This is a genomic window from Pseudomonas orientalis (assembly GCF_022807995.1).
GTDB lineage: Bacteria > Pseudomonadota > Gammaproteobacteria > Pseudomonadales > Pseudomonadaceae > Aquipseudomonas > Aquipseudomonas orientalis_B.
Window position 1 is genome coordinate 3688705 of sequence record NZ_CP094351.1, and the last position, 15322, is coordinate 3704026.

Here is a 15322-nt window from a genome sequence, read left to right on the forward strand (position 1 = left end):
TTGGAATTACTGTAATTGCAGACCCACCACCGTGCGCGGCATACCGACGAAACCCGGCAATGCTTCGATGCTGGCGAGCCAGGCGCGCACCTGAGGATAGTCGGCCAGCGACACATTGCCTTCCGGCGCATGGGCCACGTAGGTGTAGAAGGCGATATCGGCAATGCTCGGCAGGTCGCCGGCCAGAAAGCGGCTCTCGCCCAGTTGCTGCTCCATCACGTTCAGCAGGGCATGGGCGCGGTTGATCGCAACGGCTGTGTCCACCTCGGCGCCAAACACCGTGGCCAGGCGCGCCGTGGCGGGCCCGGCATGCAGCTGACCGGCCGCCGTCGAGAGCCAACGCTGCACACGTGCCTGCCCGACCGGGTCAGCGGGCAGCCACTGGCCGTTGCCATAGGTGTTGGCGAGGTACACCAGAATCGCGTTGGAGTCGGCCAGTACCGTGCCGCCGTCGTCAATCACCGGCACCTGGCCGAAGCGGTTGAGGGTGGCGAGGAATTCGGGCGATTTATGCGCACCTTGCTTGAGGTCCACCAGGATAAATTCCATGGGCAGGCCCAGCAGGGAGAGCATCAGTTCGACCCGGTGGGAGTGGCCGGACAGGGGAAGACCGTACAGTTTGATTGCAGGCTGGGTCATGAAGTGCTCCAAAGAATAGGTATCGACGCCAGGCATATTCTCCCCCTGTAGCACTTAGCGGAATGGTCACGACTGACAATCCAGCATTTCACCTGATGAAACAATCCGGCGCTAAGCCAAACACCGAATTTCCATAAAAAAAATTCAAACTATCGCCCCTCCCATCGTTCACACCTTCACGTGCAACGCAATGTAGGAGGCAACATGCAATACCGACAACTGGGTCATTCCGGCCTGCTGGTCTCGGAAATCATCCTGGGCACCGTGCCGTTTGGCGGTCGCGCCGAGTTCGAGAAATGCGGCGCGGTGGACGTGCCCCAGGCCAGGCGCATGTTCGATATCGCGTTCGACGCCGGGGTGAATATGATCGACACCGCCGACCTGTACTCCCACGGCCTGGCCGAGGAGGTGGTCGGCAAAGCCCTGGGCGACAAGCGCAACGATATCCTGCTGGCGACCAAGGGCCGCAGCCCGGTGGACCAGAACCCGAACAATTCCGGCTCGTCGCGCTACCACTTGATTCGCGCCTGTGAAGCCAGTTTGAAGCGCCTGGGCACCGACCATATCGACTTGTACCAACTGCACAACTGGGACGGCCTGACGCCCATCGAAGAAACCCTTGAAGCGCTGCGCCTGTTGGTGGGCTCGGGCAAGATCCGCTACTTTGGCACCAGCAACTTCACCGCCTGGCAAATGATGAAAGCCCTGGGCAAGGCGGAGTTGCACGGCATGCTCAAGCCGATTACCCAGCAGATCTACTACACCCCCGAATCCCGCGAGGCCGAGTACGAGCTGCTGCCGCTGGCGCTGGACCAGAATATCGGCACGCTGGTGTGGGGACCGATGGGTGAAGGCCTGCTGACCGGCTCGACCCGGCGCGGGCATAAACCGCCGGCCAATACCCGCCAGGGCAGCGGCTGGCCGGAACCCTACGTGCATGACCAGGAACGGGCGCTGGATATCATCGAAACCCTGGCCGCCGTGGGCGATGAACACGGTGTGTCGGTGGCGCGCACCTGCCTGGCGTGGCTCAAGGATCGCCCGGGGATCACCTCGCTGATTATCGGCGCCCGCACCGAAGAGCATCTGCGCGACAACCTCGCGGCAACCGAGCTGAAACTGACCGAGGAGCAATCCTCACGCATCGAAGCCGTGACGCGTCGCCAACCGCTGTATCCGTACTGGCATCGGTTTACTGCGGGCATTGATCGCTTCGATCCGGCGGAACAGCCGTTCCTTGCCGAGCATCAAAAAACCATGGATGCACGCAAGGACAAATAGCGCCTGAACGCAGCACATCAACAGGTGGGAGAGGCTAGCGCCCTCTCACCTTTGATAAGGGAGATTGTTTTGATCGCACAAATCATGATCGCCGCCCTCGGCGTCGTCGCCATCTGGTTCAGCCAGAGCAAACGCCTCAAAGTACGCCGCTACGCCTGCCTGTTCGGCATGGCCGGCCAGCCGTTCTGGTTCTGGTCGTCGATCAATGCCGAGCAATGGGGCATTGTGTTGCTCAGCTGCTTCTACACAGTGGCCTGGGCCAAGGGCATCAAGACTCACTGGATTGATCGCAAGCCCGATGAACCGGTCTGAGTTTGCAATCGGCCGCCACACTGCCTATATTTCCCGCCTGGCGCTCTCTACGCCACCTTCCGCGGAAAGGGCTGCGCCCAGGACACCACAGATCGACCTCATTTCTACGACTCCCAACCTTAAAGCGGAAAAGGTTTGTGCAAGGAGCTCGTATGTCGCAACGCCCTTTTGCTTCTACTACCAACGGCCGCCTCAACCTTGAGCAGCAGCGCAAGCGCGCAAAGGAACTGTTACGGCGCCTCAAGCGCGAGGATCCCAACGCCACCTTGTCCCAAGCCCAATGGCAGATCGCCAAAGCGCTGGGTTTCAGCAGTTGGCCCAAGCTCAAGGCTCATGTCGATGCCTTGGACTTCGCCGCACGCCACCCCGACTTCATTGCCAGCGACGAAGCCCGCACCGCCCACTGGAGGTGTGGCAATGACATCGCCCACAGCCTGCACGTGGCGGGGTTCACTGGGCAATTCCAGATGCTGACTGACCCGCTGTGCATGGGCCCGGTACGCGACCTGCCTGGCGATGAATACCAAACCTTGCGCAGCGCGTTCATCAGCCACGCATTTGGTTTGAATGAACCTGACGTGACGCGACGACTGGCCGACGAATATGCCCGGCTTGAAACCCTGGCCACGGCGCAGCACAGCGTGCTGTGGTGTGAAGCGGATGCTTACGACCAGCTGTTTCTGATACGCGCATTGGCGGGTATTGAACGGTTACCGTCCAAACTTGAACTGATCGAGGTCGACCGCATTCCCGGTGTGGAGCGGTTTATCGGCATCGGCCAATTGGCGCCGGATGTGCTCGCCTGGCTGTGGCCGCAGCGGCGGCTGGTCGATGAGGCGGCGTTACAACTGGCCAAGCAGGCGTGGACGGCCTACTGCGCGCCGTCTCCCGTGCAATGGGCCGAACTCGCTCATGGCAAGCATAGCGCCCTGCCCTTTCTCGCGCCGGCGCTGCTGCGCCAGTTGCAGGAGTTGCCGGGCACCCGGGATGGCTTGTCCCTGACCGAACGGCTGGCCCTGGGCTATATCGCCGAAGCCGGGCCGGTACCCTTTGGTCGAGTGTTCGCAGAACTGATGGCCAAGCGCGAACCGCTGCCGTTCCTGGGCGACATGATGTTTCATGCGCTGTTGCGACCGTTGATCGATGGCGACCAGCCGCTGCTGGTGGAAACCGACGTTGAGCAGCCATGGCCTCGGCGCCATTTGGCGTTAACGCCCCTGGGGCATGCCGTATTGAACGGCGACAGCAACTGGATGGACCACGCCGGCTATGAACGTTGGATCGGCGGTGTATGCCTGAGGCCACGGCAGCCCCATTGGCGAATCGGCAGCGATAACCTGCCCATCTGGTATAGCTAAGGCTCAACGCGTGGGTGACATCCCGGCGACGCGCGCCATCGCCGCCGGGTCGAGCGCTTCAAGACACCGGCACAGGGCATTGAAATCCGGCGATTGCGACAGGGACAGATGCAAGGTCTGGCTGGCCGACACGGGCATCACCGACCGCTGCGCGCACTCCCCGTCATAGATCAGCGCATGCCTGATCATCAGGTTTTCACGGCAGTACTTCAGCAGGTCGATCGGGTGACCGCGCATCAACGCTGTGTTGATGATCAACAGATCGAACGTCACGCCGTTCGAACGCGTCAACGCCTGCACCTCGTCGAATGAGCTCAAGGGAGCGATACGGTAATAGCCCAACTGGTTGAGCATTTTCTCGATCTTGATACGCTGTAAATGTTCTCCCTCGGCAATTAGAAAGCGTAACGTTTTATTGGACATAGGCAAACCTGGCAGCGAGGCGGCAACGACGATCGTTCAACGCCGAATACACTACTTGCCAGGGATCAAGCGTGGCTTTAAGACGATTCCTAAACAGCAAGGCGCCGCATGCCCTGCAAGTGATTAGACTAGTGGGCTGACCACGCCTCCACGCTCTTCGAGATCAAGCCCCATGCGCAACCTGTTCTTCGCCAGCCTCTGCTTGCTCACCGGCGCCCTCGCGGGCTGCCAGCAACACCCACGGGCCAACGACCAACTGGACGCCGTGCTCTGGACCCAGACCTCCATCGAGCACGAGCTGATCTACCGTCAACTTTTCGCCAACGCCACCCGTCAGCTCGATGTCGCCCTGGCCGATCCTGGCTGGGACGCCCTGCCCTTTCCCGCGCGGGATCTGAAAGGCCTGCCGCCGGCTGTGGTGGTCGACATCGACGAAACCCTGCTGGACAACGTGCCGCTCAATGCCCGCGACATTCTCAACAATCAGGTCTATTCCTATGACCGCTGGAACACCTGGGTCGACCAGGCCAAGGCCCAGGCGTTGCCCGGCTCGGTGGCGTTCCTGCAGGCGGCCCGGCAAAAAGGCATCAAGGTCTATTACCTCACCAACCGCGAACACAGCCAGGTTGCGGCCACGGCTGCAAACCTGCGCCTGCGCGGTTTCCCGATTCAGAGCGATGAACAAATCCTGGCGGCCAGCACGCCCACCGGCCACTGCGAGAGCGCCGGTTATGGCAAGAATTGCCGGCGCCAATGGGTCGCCGGCCATGCGCGGGTGTTGTTGATGGCCGGTGATTCCCTGGGCGATTTCGTGCAGGCCGAACACAACACGCTGGCTGCCCAGCGCAAGGCGGTCGAACCCTATATGAACTGGCTGGGGCAGCGCTGGTTCCTGCTGCCCAATCCAACTTATGGCAACTGGTACAGCGCGCCCTATGGGGATAATGAGAAGCTGCCGTTCGAGCAAAAGCGCAGGCTCAAACAGCAGGCGTTGCAATTGCAGGAGTAGCGGCGCGCGCTACTCACCGCCTGACTCAGCGGCGTGCGCTGACCGCCGAGCCGTCGTTGGACACGATCACCTCCACACGGCGGTTCAACTGGCGTGACTGCGCGCTCAGGTTATCGGCCACCGGGTACTGCTTGCCGTAGCCCACCACGGTGATGCGTTCTCTGCCCACGCCGAACCGCTCCAGGCCGCGGGCCACGGCTTGGGCGCGACGCTCGGACAAGGTCTGGTTGAAAGCGTCGCCACCGGTGCTGTCGGTAAACCCTTCCACGCGAACCTGGCGCTCGGGGTTCTGCAACAGAAAATTCGCCAGCCCCTGGAAGTCGCGCTGGCTGCCCGGCTTCAGGTCGGCCCTGGCGGTATCGAACAGCACATCACCAAAGGTAATCACCTGGCCGCGTTCCGACGGTTGTGCCTTCATGGCCTGTAAGGCCTTGAGTTGTGCGGTCCTGACGTCAAGTTGCACCTGGGTGCGGTCGACCGCGATGTTGTCGAGTTGGGCATCGATCTTGCGACCGGCGATGGTCTGTTCGGCCAGCGCGATTCGCTGCGACGCCAGGTACGCCAACTGGTCGATCTTCGGGTCGGTGCGATCATGCAGCGAGACCTGATTGGCGCGGTCCAGCGCATTCGAGGCAATGCGCGTCTCTACCGCCGCCAGCGTGTTGGACTCAGGCTTTTGCTGCAAGCTGGAAAACTGACTGCGCGCTTGCAGCAGTTGCGCGTTTTCCGGAGGTGTCGCGCAACCAGCCACGGCCAGCACCAAAGCGGACAGAACGGGAATGAAATAAGTGGCACGCATGGGAGCATCCTCAGTGAGTAGTCGCGGGGGCATTGAGCATTTCCTGCTTGAGCACCTGGATGCCCTCGCGCGCCTGCTTCAAGACCTGTTGTTTACGCACCGTGTTGGCCTTGGTCTCGGCCAGGTTGGCGTCGACTTCGATCTGCTCGGCGAGCGCGTCCACCTCCACGTAGTGTTTTTCCCCGAAGGCTTGCTCCATACGGGCCAGCTTGTCCTGCGCGGTCTTCATTTCCAGCGGGGCGAATTGCGTGGCTTGTGCCGCCAGGGCACGCCCCACCGCATCACGGGCCAGGGAGATTTTTTCTGTCGGGGGCGGTGTGCTGGCGCACCCTGCCAATGTTGCCGCAACGATCACCGCCCAGGCCGAGCGGCGCAGGCGTTTGCTCACACGGGTGACCTTCATGTTTGACTCCTAAGCATGTTCGTATGGCTGTGGCGCCTGCAAGGCAGGCCGCTTGCCGTCTCGCTTGTGATCAAGCGATGGCGCCATCCTAGGAGGAAAAACACGGATAGAAAGAATGAAAACTCCCAGATACTTGTAGGAGCTTTCTCGAAAAAATTCGACTTAAAAGAGACAGTGATGATCGGCACACGCTGACCGTTGAGCCCGCCCATTTGCCTGAGGGCGCTGTTATTGATCACACTCGCCGTATTCACTTGACGACCCGGGAGCGCGAAATGCCCGCTTTGATCCTCCAGCCAGCCATTCCGGGCATTGCGCTGCGCCGATGGCGGGTACTGCACCGCGTCAAACAAACCCATGCGGCGCAGATGTTCAACGTGAACCAATCGACGCTGTCCCGTTGGGAGAATGGCGTACAGGCAATGGATGCCGCTGCGCACCAACAGCTCGAACGGTTGCTGTCCGCCCGGCTTGACAGCGCAGCTGATCAGGCCCTGGCGGGTCTGGTCAGGGAAAGCCCACGCGCAGTGCACCTGGTGTGCGACCTGACCCACCGCCTGCTGGCTTGCTCGCCCTCGCGCGCGGCCCAGTTCAGCCGCCCATTGGTCGACCTGACAGGCCAATCGTTGTGGCGTTACGCAACCCCGCAGATCCGTCAGGCCGAAGCCGCTCTGGATCACACGGGCTGGCGAGATACCCAGGCGCCGCCGGCACTTCAATTTTGCACCGGCAGCAACGGCTCCAGCCTCGTGCCGATCCGCCCGAGCCTGTGTCGCTGGACGCGCATGATCCTCAGCGACGGCAGCGCCGCGCGTCTGGTCGAGACCCTGTGACTGAGTGTCGCGCATTTTTTATGCGTGGACGCACCGCCTCAGCGCACCTAGGCTTATCTGCCTGATCAAGACCCTGGGAGGCCGCGTCATGGACTTCGAAAAAATCAAAGGTCGCCTCGACTTTTTGCGCGAAGCGGAGAAACTCAAGGATGTGCTCAGAAGTGCCCACACCGCTTCGGGACGCACCGAAAGTACCGCCGAACACAGTTGGCGCCTGTGCCTGATGGCGATGGTATTCGCCGACCAACTGCCCGGCCTGGACCTGCTTAAAATCCTCAAAATGTGCGTGATCCATGACTTGGGCGAAGCCATCAACGGTGATATCCCGGCCGTCAGCCAGGCGGCGTTTCCCGACAAGGGCGAGCAGGAACGACGCGACCTGCTGCTATTGACCCAAACCCTGGACGGCGCCCTGAAAACACAGATCATGGCGCTATGGGATGACTACGAGAACGCGCTGTCACCGGAAGCGAAAGCCGTCAAGGCGATGGACAAACTGGAGACCCTGCTGCAGCACACCCAGGGCCTCAACCCGCCGGATTTCGACTACGCCTTCAACCTGGCGTACGGCAAGAAGCATACGGATGCCGAGCCGTTATTCGAGGCGCTGCGCGCGCTGATCGACCGCGCTACCCAGGAGCGCCTCGACGCCGGTGACTGAACTCACCCGGCCCTGGCAGCCACCGCCTCCACTTCCACCAACGCCCCCGGCAAGGGCAATGCCACCACCTGCAACGCCGTGCGCGCCGGTTTGTTCGGTTGTTCGGGGGTGCCGAAGAACTGCGTATAACCGCGCTGCAATCCGGCGAAGTCCAGCTTGCCGTCGGTTTCCGGGGCGCCCACCAGGAAGACCCGCAATTGCACGATATCGCCCAGGTCCAGATCCTGCTGCACGGTCTGCTCCTTGCCGTCATGTTTGATGTTGTACTGAGTACATATCCGTTGTTTAGGTAACGGCTGCTTAGGGTTCCGCCACCTCGCCCAGGCTCGGGGCGCCTAAGATCAAAAGCAGAAGCACGGCGGCCTGGTAGCCGACCGATGTCTAATGTCGGAACCCGGTTAGAAATGTGGGAGGGGCTTGCCCCCGATGAGGGAGTGTCAGTTGATAAACTTGTAGCTGACCCTCTGCCATCGGGGGCAAGCCCCCTCCCACATTTTTAACTGTGCTCAGGCGGCTGGATGGGTTTTGTCCAATGCCTTGTCGACCAGCTGTTGGACGCCTTCGAGCATTCGGCATATGCCCAGGGCGACGTTACGTTGGGCGCCGTCGATTTCAAAGGCCAGGTGGGTGGCGATATCGCTGATGGAAGCCAGATCCTGGGAAGCGTTGACCAGTAAGGTTTCCGTGTCCAGGTTGGCGCGAAGCGTGAAGAGCCCTTCGTATTCTGGAGAGCTTGGCGGGTTGGGGCTGTCTTTGATCATGATGAAACTCCTCGGGGAATGGAGCCGCCACGATTCGCGGTCAAACGAAAGAGGGTGGCAGCTATACGCGGGTTGACCGACCGGTTCGAGGAACACCGGCATACCCGAAGGTATCCCGCGTACAACTGCCGCGACACGATACAACAGACGGGAAAAAAACGCCTGAGTCGATGTTGCCACAGGTGCACCTCGGAAGTCGGACGGTCAAATCCGGCCGCTGAATTGGCAGCGACGGCAAGGAGGGCCCCCGATGAGGAGGGTCAGTGAGTAGATCTTCAACTGGCACACCGCCATCGGGGGCAAGCCCCCTCCCACATTTTTAACCACGTTCCTTCAGTTAGCCGGTTTGAGCAGCTGCATCTGCTGGCGATAATCGTCCGTCACCTGCCGCGCCTGGCTGCTGCTGGTGATCACCCGGGGGGTGATCAGCACAATCAATTCGGTGCGGTCCTTGGATTTGCTGGTGTTGCCAAACAACCAGCGCAAGCCGGGGATCTTGCCCAGGTACGGCACGGCACTGACGGAGTCTGAGTTGTCCTGCTTGATCAACCCCCCCAGCAGCACCGTCTGCCCGCTCTGCACCGCCACCTGCGTCGACACCGAGCGTGTGGAAATACGCGGATTATTCGGCGTGTCATTACTCGACGACGCCTGGTCCTGCGCATCACTGACCTGCTGCTGAATATCCATATACACCAGGCCGCCCGGATTGATGCGCGGCACCACGTCCAGAATCACACCGGTCTGCACATACTCCACACTGCTCAAGGTAGTGTCGGAAGTTCCCGTGTTCACCGTGGTCTGGCTGATAGGAATGTTATCGCCCACCTGAATCTGCGCCGGCTGGTTGTTCATCACCACCAACGACGGCGCCGACAGCACTTGGGTGCGGCCGTTGGTTTCCAGGGCGTGCAGGGCCACTTGCAGGTTGGAGCTGACGAAGGAATAAAACAACGAATCCGCCGCCCCCAGCCCGGCCCCGCCACCGCCCAGCGCGCCCTGGCTGCCGGAGGCGTTCGCCACTGTGGTGCTGGTGGAATTGCCGGCCAGGCGGCCCAGGTACCACTGCACGCCCAGGTCCAGTTCACCGGTGAGTTTGACCTCAAGGATGCGCGTCTCGATCTGCACTTGCAGCGGCGGATTGTCGAGGCGTTTGATCGCCGACTCGATCTCCTTCCACTGCACCGGGCGCGTGCGCACCAGCAGCTGGTTACTGCTTTTTTGCGCGGTGATGCGCGTACCGGCGTCGAGGCTCTTGGCCGGCGCGCCTTCGGTGGTGTCTGGCTCGGCAGTGTCCTCGGCTGGTGGCTCCTGCTCCTCATCCTCGGCGGCAGGCTGGGTGTTATTCAGGTTATTGCTCAAGCCGCCAGGCGTGTTGCCGGACGTGCTGTTGGTGCCGGGCGATGACAGGGTCGCGGTGCGCAAACCGGGCGCGACCTTGGCCGGGGCGTCGTCCTTGATCGCGCCGCTGCCGTAGATCTGCCGCAGGTACTTGGCCAGGTCGGTGGCCTTCATGTTGCGCACGTCGTACACATACATCTGCGGCTCGTTGCCGCCGCCCTCGTCGATGGTGTGAATCCAGTCACCGACTTCGCTGAGGTACTGTGGCTGCGACGAAATCGCGACCACCGAGTTGGTCCGCTCGATCGGCAAAAAGCGCACCATGCCCGCCAATGGCATGCCGCTGTCAGGACCGAACATTTTCTGCAGTTCGGGCATCAGCTCGGCGACGGAGGCGCGTTGCAGGCCGAACACGCCCACCGACATGCCCTTGAGCCAGTCCACGTCAAACGTGTCGATGGTGTCCTGATAGTTGGCCAGCTCTTCCGGGGTACCGGCCAGGCTCAGCACATTGCGCGCCGGGTCAACCAGCAGAAAGGCATTCTCGCGGGCAAACGGCTTGAGCAGTTTCTGCATCTCGGTGGCCGAGATATAGCGCAGCGGAAACAGCCGCGCCGACAGGCCGCTGGACGGTTGCGACACGCGCATTTGCGGCACCAGCTTGCCCGACACCGCCTGGTTGGCGGGCAGGATCACATAGCGGTTGCCCTGCTTGATCATCGCGTTGTCAGTCCACGACAACAGCGTTTCCAGAATCGACAACGCCTGCTGTTTGTTCACAGGTTTTGAGGTGGAAAAGCTGACATTGCCCTTCACCCCCTGGGCGATGCTGTAGTTCTCATGCAGCAGGTCGCCCATCACGCTGTTGATCACCGCTTCGATCGGCTGGTCGGCGAAGTTGAACACGATGTCGCCGCCCGCCTCTGCCTTGTCGGCCGGCGCTGCTGTGGGTTGGCGCACGAACTGCTGGTTGCCGCGAATCAATTGGCGTTGGGGCGGTGTCCTGGCCTGGGGCTGGCTGCTGGCGACCGGGGCCTGTTCGCTGGCCGGATCCACGGGCGGGCGTTGCGCGCCGGTACCCTGCATCGCCTCATGCAACAAGGCCTCGTCCGGGTCCAGATGCTCGGGGAATGTGCCGCAGCCACCGAGGGAAACGGCGGTGGCCAGGCAAAACACGGTGGTGCGCAAAGCGCCGGGGAATGTATCGATCAAGGGGTGGACTCGTGAGGAAGGGTAATCGGGGGGGTGGTCGACGGCGGCGGCAGGCGCAGGCCTCGCAGGCTCAGGGTCTGCGTGCGGCCGTCGAGTACAAAGCGGGCTTCGCGGGGTGTCAGGTGTTCCAGGCGCCAGCCGTTGGGCAGGGTCTGGTCCTGGTGGACTTTCAGTGGCGGGCCGTCCGTGCGCTTGAGCAGTGCGACGCGCAGATCGCCGTCCAGCACGATGCCGGTCAGCGTCAGGCTCGACAGGCTGGAGACGGCGGCTTGGCCAACCGCGGGGTCAGGGCTGCGGTCAGGGCTGAACAGCGGCGCCTGCCAGGTGCCGGCGAGGCTTTCCAGGGTTGCGCTCGGGGCCACCAGCACCTTGGCCGTGGCGTTGGCGCGCGCATCGGGTTCGGGCGCCGGCAACCACTCGGGCGCATCGCCGATGCTGCTGAGGATGCCGGCCATCAACAGGCCCAACAGCCCGGCCACGCCGAGCAACAGCCACTCCAGGGGACGCAGTGCGTTGATCATCGGCGCACCTGCGCGGCGGAAGCCGGTTGCAGGTAGCCACGCACCAGCAGGTGCACCACCAGTTGACCGGCGCCACCGCTGGCGGGCGCGTTCGGCCCACGGCGGATGCTCATCTCGTCGACAAACAGAAAGGGGCGCTGGTACTCCAACTCATGCAGGATCGCGGTCAAGGGTTCGATGGCGCAGTTCAGGGTCAGGCTGACTTTGACTTGGCGGTAGGGTTCGCTGTCGTCCTGCTCGGGGGTGATCGGCATGCGCTGCGTGAGGCTGCAGCCGCCTCCGAGGCCGGCGCGGCTGTTGATCAGGTCGGCGATGCGCTGCATCAGGTCCGCCGCCACGGCGCTGGGGTCGTCGCCGGGTAGCAGGCTGGTGCTGCTGGCCGGGTCCTGGCGCGCCTCCTCGAGTTGCTGGCGCAGGGAATCGCCCTGGCGCAATACACCGGCGTAGCGTTGCTGTTGTTCGCGCAACTGCTCGGCCTGTTCGCCCATCTCGCGCAAGGGGCCGGCGAACCAGCTGTCGACCAATAGCCAATACGCGGCGCCGAGCACCAGAGCCAGGCCGATCAGGGCTGCGCCACGGCGTTCACGGGGTGTCAGTGGTCGGCGCATCGGCGGCCTCCTGGTGCAGGTGGGCGCGCAAGGAAAATTGATCCTTGCCGGTTTGCGCATCGGGTTGGATCACCCCTTCGAACTGGGCGTTTTCCAGGCTGTGGCAGCCCTTGACGCGGGTGATCAGGGCGCTGGCCTTGGCGCTTTGCCCAGAGAATGAAACCTCGGCGCCGTCGTTGACTTCCAACTGGTCGATCCAGGTGTCGGACGGCAGGCAGGCGGTCAGCTCGTTGAGCAGCCCGGCCAGCGGCGGCTGGGCGCTCTTGCGGCGGATCAGGTACTGCGCGGCACCGCGGGTATTGAGCAGTTGCTGGCGCAGGGCCTGGATCTGGGCGACCTGGGCTTTTTGCGCGCGCACGCTTTGCTGCATGCTGTCGAGCACGCGCTGGCGGTCGTTGAGCCACAGCAGCATGGCGGCAATCAGCAAGGCGCCGCACAGCCACGGCAGGCTGCGTTGCAGGCCTTTGCCCGCCGCGCGCTGGCGTGGGCGCAGCGGTACCGGCAGCAGGTCGATGCCCATCGGGACGCCCGCCGCGTCCGCCACATCCACCGCGTGTGGCTGCAAGCCGAGGGCGGCGCACTCCGTGAGGATCTGGTCGAGGCGCTCGCGCAGGATCGCCACCAGCGTCACGTGCACGTGGGTCGGAGTGCGCCGCTCCTGGCGCGCGACGAAGTACAACTGCGCCGCATCGAACGGAGTAAAACGGTCCAGTTCATACCCCACCACCGTCGCCAGGTTGCGCGCCGCCGCCGGGGGCAACTGCAAGGCCTGCACCAGCACCGCCGAGGGCGCCAGCAACAGCACCTGGCGCGCCTCGCCGGCCACGGGCGACACGGGCGCGGTCAGCGGCCATGGGTACAGATGCTCGGGGATGTCCTGCAGCGACAGCCAGGCCGGCAGGCAGCCACGCAGCTCCTTGAGCCACAGCCGCCAGCCCATTTGCAGCAGGCTGCCGCGCCAGCGTTGGGTGATCGGTTCCGTCAGCAGCTGCAGCCGTGCGGATAAGTGTTCGTTCATTCTTGCCAACGTAAGACTCGATAAGGTTGTGCGCTGCCTTGCGCGGGGCTCAATAACACGGTGACCTGCAACTGGGCGTGGTAGCCGCCGGGGCGTTGCGCGCGGCTGTCGATCACCAGCACCTCACCGGGGTCGACGCCCACCGCATTCAGGTGCGGCAGGTTCAAGGCGCGGCGCATCAGCGCGCTGGCGAAGGCCGGATCGGGCCGGTCCAGGCCACTCCACAAGCTGATCTCGGGTTCCAGCGCGCTGTACAGCGCTTGGGTCATGCCCGGCAACTGCCGCACTTCTTCCATGACCCTGAACGGCGCCAGGCCCTGGTTGCGTCGTACCTCCAGGTCCTTGGCGAGTTGGCCGGCCTGGGCCTGGGTCGCACCGCAGGCCAGGGCCAGCCGCGCGAAATCGCCGACCTCGGCGCTGTTCAAGTACAACTTGCCGCGCTCACTGCGCAGGCTGACGTGCAACTGCGCATCGTCGAACACCAACGGGATTTCACGCCCATCGGCGATCCATTGTTTGCGCTGCAACGGGTCGGCCAGGCCCTGCATCGCCAGCGCCACGCCCGCCTCGGCGGCCAACACTGCCTGGGTATGCTGGCGATGCCACGCCGCCTGGCGGGTTTCCAATTGCACCCAGCCGGCCAGGCCGCCGAGCAGCAGGCTGAGCAACGCCAGCACCCACAGCACCAGCAGTAGCGCGACCCCGCGCTGATGCCGGATCATTCGGGGCCCCCACTCGACAGGTTCAAGCGCAGCGCGATCACCTGGGTGACCCACGGCACCGGCCCGTTGACGCGCGCCGCAATCCGCACCGCCGAGGGCAAACGCCTGGTCCACGGCCACTCGCTGATCCAGCCGGTGGCCTGGCCCTTGGGCGACACGCCGCGATAGCTGAACTGCAGATCTTCGACACCTTTCAATAACACCTGTGGCTCACTGCGCGATGCCGGTACGCTGACCTGCGCTTGAGACTCAAACCGCGCGAACGCCACCTGCAAATCGCGCTGCGCCTCGGCGCCGGTCAACTGCAGGGTGAAGCGCTGAATCCCGCCACCGAGCACGCCCGGCAGGGTCGCGACAAACTGCATGCGCTGCGGGCTGCCGGCGAAAAACCCGTCGGTCTGGCTGTCGTCCTCGGTCACGTCCAGGGGCAGCGCCTCGCTGATCGCCGTGCGCAAAAACTGCTGCGCCGCACGCATTTCATCCAGGCTGACCGTGTAGCGCTGCGCCTTGAGCACCGCGCGATTGGCCCCCAGCAGCGCGCCACCGACCAGGGTCAGCAATACGCCGAGCAGGCTCAGCACGATCATGATTTCGAGCAGGGTGAAGCCCTGCTGGCGGCGCTTCACAAACCGGCCCCTGCCGCACGCAGTTTCAAGGTGCTGAAACTGGCGTGGCGCGGCCCTTCGCTGACCGTCAGGTCGAGGCGAAACAACTGCGGCTGGCCGATCCGGGTCGGCCGTTGGGCGATACGCAGTTGCCAGGCGATGCCGTCCAGATCGCCCTGGCGCACGCCATTGGCCAGGGGGCCTGCTGCCTCCTGGTCCATCACGCTGACGGCGGCATGGCTCAGGCGGTCGCTGTGGGCCACTTGCAACAGCGAGCGCGCGCTCTGGCCAAAGGCAACCAGCAGCACCGTGCTGCAGATCGCCATGAGCGTCAGCGCGGCGAGCATTTCCAGCAGGGTGAATCCGGCCTGCCGCTTCATGGCAGCGCCTTGGACTGCACGCTGCCGGTCAGCCAGCCAATATCGATGCGCCAGCGCCGGCTGCCATTGGCCAATAACAGGTTACCGCCGGTGGAACTGCCATCAGGGTAGAACTCCACCGCCGAGCCTGCGTGTTCGGCCGTGTGCAAGGTGACTTGCAGGTCGGCCGGCCAGTGTTTTTTCGGGCGGCCCGGGGCCTGGAAGCTGAGGCTGCGCAAGTCGAACACCGTGCTTTGCGGCGTGCCGCTGACAATCGCCCGCGCGCGCGTGCTGCGCAACGCCTCGACCATCTGCCCGACCGCCTGGCGCTCCTTGGCGGCGCGCAGGCCTTGTTGCAGGCCAAAACCCACCAAGCCGGCCGCGATGCTGATCAAGACGATCACCACCAGCATCTCCAGCAAGGTAAAACCACGTTGGGCGTTGGCCATGTTCAACC

General features: G+C 63.3%; 19 protein-coding genes and 1 pseudogene. 6 read left to right on the forward strand and 14 right to left on the reverse strand.

The genetic code is table 11. The features are described 5' to 3' along the window. Positions 1-6: 6 nt before the first annotated feature. Positions 7-639, reverse strand: a complete 633-nt coding sequence (locus tag MRY17_RS16270) for a glutathione S-transferase family protein (protein WP_191951988.1) — start codon at positions 637-639, stop codon at positions 7-9. Positions 640-843: 204 nt separating this feature from the next. Between MRY17_RS16270 and MRY17_RS16275 the strand changes: the two genes are divergently transcribed. The 3 genes from MRY17_RS16275 to MRY17_RS16285 all read left to right on the forward strand — a co-directional run bounded on the left by MRY17_RS16275 (position 844) and on the right by MRY17_RS16285 (position 3590). Next, positions 844-1920 (forward strand): aldo/keto reductase, encoded by a 1077-nt coding sequence (locus tag MRY17_RS16275; RefSeq protein WP_191951989.1) that lies wholly within the window; start codon positions 844-846, stop codon positions 1918-1920. A gap of 69 nt (positions 1921-1989) precedes the next feature. Further along, positions 1990-2232, forward strand: coding sequence for a hypothetical protein (locus MRY17_RS16280; RefSeq protein ID WP_181285262.1), 243 nt, complete (start codon positions 1990-1992; stop codon positions 2230-2232). A 152-nt stretch (positions 2233-2384) separates the two neighbouring features. Continuing rightward, on the forward strand, positions 2385-3590 hold the full coding sequence (locus tag MRY17_RS16285; protein WP_243352492.1) for a DUF1835 domain-containing protein: 1206 nt from the start codon (positions 2385-2387) through the stop codon (positions 3588-3590). 3 nt (positions 3591-3593) lie between these two features. Here MRY17_RS16285 and MRY17_RS16290 read toward each other — a convergent pair whose 3' ends face one another. Next, positions 3594-4013: a chemotaxis protein CheY gene (locus tag MRY17_RS16290; protein WP_243352493.1), complete on the reverse strand. Its 420-nt coding sequence runs from the start codon at positions 4011-4013 to the stop codon at positions 3594-3596. A gap of 172 nt (positions 4014-4185) precedes the next feature. On the opposite strand from MRY17_RS16290, the gene MRY17_RS16295 reads away from it, so the two are divergent. Continuing rightward, positions 4186-5022 (forward strand): 5'-nucleotidase, lipoprotein e(P4) family, encoded by an 837-nt coding sequence (locus tag MRY17_RS16295; RefSeq protein ID WP_243352494.1) that lies wholly within the window; start codon positions 4186-4188, stop codon positions 5020-5022. A gap of 25 nt (positions 5023-5047) precedes the next feature. On the opposite strand, the gene MRY17_RS16300 is transcribed toward MRY17_RS16295, so the two are convergent. After that, a complete protein-coding gene (locus tag MRY17_RS16300) occupies positions 5048-5821 on the reverse strand; it encodes an OmpA family protein (protein ID WP_181285257.1) in 774 nt (257 codons plus the stop codon). Positions 5822-5831: 10 nt separating this feature from the next. Continuing rightward, positions 5832-6224 (reverse strand): DUF4398 domain-containing protein, encoded by a 393-nt coding sequence (locus MRY17_RS16305; protein ID WP_181285256.1) that lies wholly within the window; start codon positions 6222-6224, stop codon positions 5832-5834. 275 nt (positions 6225-6499) lie between these two features. Here MRY17_RS16305 and MRY17_RS16310 point away from each other — a divergent pair, with 275 nt between their 5' ends. Further along, on the forward strand, positions 6500-7057 hold the full coding sequence (locus MRY17_RS16310; protein ID WP_191951993.1) for a helix-turn-helix domain-containing protein: 558 nt from the start codon (positions 6500-6502) through the stop codon (positions 7055-7057). An 88-nt stretch (positions 7058-7145) separates the two neighbouring features. After that, entirely contained in the window at positions 7146-7718 is a 573-nt protein-coding gene (locus MRY17_RS16315) for an HD domain-containing protein (RefSeq protein ID WP_181285254.1), read from the forward strand. A gap of 2 nt (positions 7719-7720) precedes the next feature. On the opposite strand, the pseudogene MRY17_RS16320 reads toward MRY17_RS16315, so the two are convergent. The 10 genes and pseudogenes from MRY17_RS16320 to MRY17_RS16365 all read right to left on the reverse strand — a co-directional run. Continuing rightward, a pseudogene (locus MRY17_RS16320) lies at positions 7721-7948 on the reverse strand (Rid family hydrolase); the annotation flags it as partial. A gap of 276 nt (positions 7949-8224) precedes the next feature. Then, on the reverse strand, positions 8225-8479 hold the full coding sequence (locus MRY17_RS16325; RefSeq protein WP_124433323.1) for a DUF6124 family protein: 255 nt from the start codon (positions 8477-8479) through the stop codon (positions 8225-8227). Positions 8480-8812: 333 nt separating this feature from the next. After that, positions 8813-11032 carry a type II secretion system secretin GspD gene (gspD, locus tag MRY17_RS16330; protein ID WP_243352495.1) on the reverse strand — a complete coding sequence of 740 codons (2220 nt, stop codon included), beginning with the start codon at positions 11030-11032 and terminating at the stop codon, positions 8813-8815. Then, entirely contained in the window at positions 11029-11553 is a 525-nt protein-coding gene (locus tag MRY17_RS16335) for a general secretion pathway protein GspN (RefSeq protein WP_243352496.1), read from the reverse strand. The genes gspD and MRY17_RS16335 overlap by 4 nt, the downstream gene beginning before the upstream one ends. Continuing rightward, positions 11550-12161 carry a type II secretion system protein GspM gene (gene gspM / locus MRY17_RS16340; protein ID WP_057721904.1) on the reverse strand — a complete coding sequence of 204 codons (612 nt, stop codon included), beginning with the start codon at positions 12159-12161 and terminating at the stop codon, positions 11550-11552. Before gspM ends, MRY17_RS16335 begins: the two co-directional genes overlap by 4 nt. Beyond that, the gene (locus MRY17_RS16345) at positions 12136-13179 is read right to left on the reverse strand and encodes a PilN domain-containing protein (RefSeq protein ID WP_191951997.1); all 1044 of its coding nucleotides are present in this window, start codon (positions 13177-13179) and stop codon (positions 12136-12138) included. The genes gspM and MRY17_RS16345 overlap by 26 nt, the downstream gene beginning before the upstream one ends. After that, positions 13176-13901 (reverse strand): type II secretion system protein GspK, encoded by a 726-nt coding sequence (locus MRY17_RS16350; RefSeq protein ID WP_181285640.1) that lies wholly within the window; start codon positions 13899-13901, stop codon positions 13176-13178. Before MRY17_RS16350 ends, MRY17_RS16345 begins: the two co-directional genes overlap by 4 nt. Continuing rightward, entirely contained in the window at positions 13898-14527 is a 630-nt protein-coding gene (locus MRY17_RS16355) for a prepilin-type N-terminal cleavage/methylation domain-containing protein (RefSeq protein ID WP_181285639.1), read from the reverse strand. Before MRY17_RS16355 ends, MRY17_RS16350 begins: the two co-directional genes overlap by 4 nt. Then, positions 14524-14886 (reverse strand): type II secretion system protein, encoded by a 363-nt coding sequence (locus tag MRY17_RS16360; RefSeq protein WP_181285638.1) that lies wholly within the window; start codon positions 14884-14886, stop codon positions 14524-14526. The genes MRY17_RS16355 and MRY17_RS16360 overlap by 4 nt, the downstream gene beginning before the upstream one ends. Beyond that, positions 14883-15314, reverse strand: a complete 432-nt coding sequence (locus tag MRY17_RS16365) for a GspH/FimT family pseudopilin (protein ID WP_181285637.1) — start codon at positions 15312-15314, stop codon at positions 14883-14885. Before MRY17_RS16365 ends, MRY17_RS16360 begins: the two co-directional genes overlap by 4 nt. Between the last annotated feature and the right edge of the window lie 8 nt (positions 15315-15322).

Coding starts and splice junctions, on each gene's coding strand:
- MRY17_RS16270 (WP_191951988.1), bottom strand. CDS start 639: ATGACCCAGCCTGCAATCAAACTGTACGGTCTTCCCCTGTCCGGCCAC.
- MRY17_RS16275 (WP_191951989.1), top strand. CDS start 844: ATGCAATACCGACAACTGGGTCATTCCGGCCTGCTGGTCTCGGAAATC.
- MRY17_RS16285 (WP_243352492.1), top strand. CDS start 2,385: ATGTCGCAACGCCCTTTTGCTTCTACTACCAACGGCCGCCTCAACCTT.
- MRY17_RS16290 (WP_243352493.1), bottom strand. CDS start 4,013: ATGTCCAATAAAACGTTACGCTTTCTAATTGCCGAGGGAGAACATTTA.
- MRY17_RS16295 (WP_243352494.1), top strand. CDS start 4,186: ATGCGCAACCTGTTCTTCGCCAGCCTCTGCTTGCTCACCGGCGCCCTC.
- MRY17_RS16300 (WP_181285257.1), bottom strand. CDS start 5,821: ATGCGTGCCACTTATTTCATTCCCGTTCTGTCCGCTTTGGTGCTGGCC.
- MRY17_RS16305 (WP_181285256.1), bottom strand. CDS start 6,224: ATGAAGGTCACCCGTGTGAGCAAACGCCTGCGCCGCTCGGCCTGGGCG.
- MRY17_RS16310 (WP_191951993.1), top strand. CDS start 6,500: ATGCCCGCTTTGATCCTCCAGCCAGCCATTCCGGGCATTGCGCTGCGC.
- MRY17_RS16315 (WP_181285254.1), top strand. CDS start 7,146: ATGGACTTCGAAAAAATCAAAGGTCGCCTCGACTTTTTGCGCGAAGCG.
- MRY17_RS16325 (WP_124433323.1), bottom strand. CDS start 8,479: ATGATCAAAGACAGCCCCAACCCGCCAAGCTCTCCAGAATACGAAGGG.
- MRY17_RS16335 (WP_243352496.1), bottom strand. CDS start 11,553: ATGATCAACGCACTGCGTCCCCTGGAGTGGCTGTTGCTCGGCGTGGCC.
- gspM (WP_057721904.1), bottom strand. CDS start 12,161: ATGCGCCGACCACTGACACCCCGTGAACGCCGTGGCGCAGCCCTGATC.
- MRY17_RS16345 (WP_191951997.1), bottom strand. CDS start 13,179: ATGAACGAACACTTATCCGCACGGCTGCAGCTGCTGACGGAACCGATC.
- MRY17_RS16350 (WP_181285640.1), bottom strand. CDS start 13,901: ATGATCCGGCATCAGCGCGGGGTCGCGCTACTGCTGGTGCTGTGGGTG.
- MRY17_RS16360 (WP_181285638.1), bottom strand. CDS start 14,886: ATGAAGCGGCAGGCCGGATTCACCCTGCTGGAAATGCTCGCCGCGCTG.
- MRY17_RS16365 (WP_181285637.1), bottom strand. CDS start 15,314: ATGGCCAACGCCCAACGTGGTTTTACCTTGCTGGAGATGCTGGTGGTG.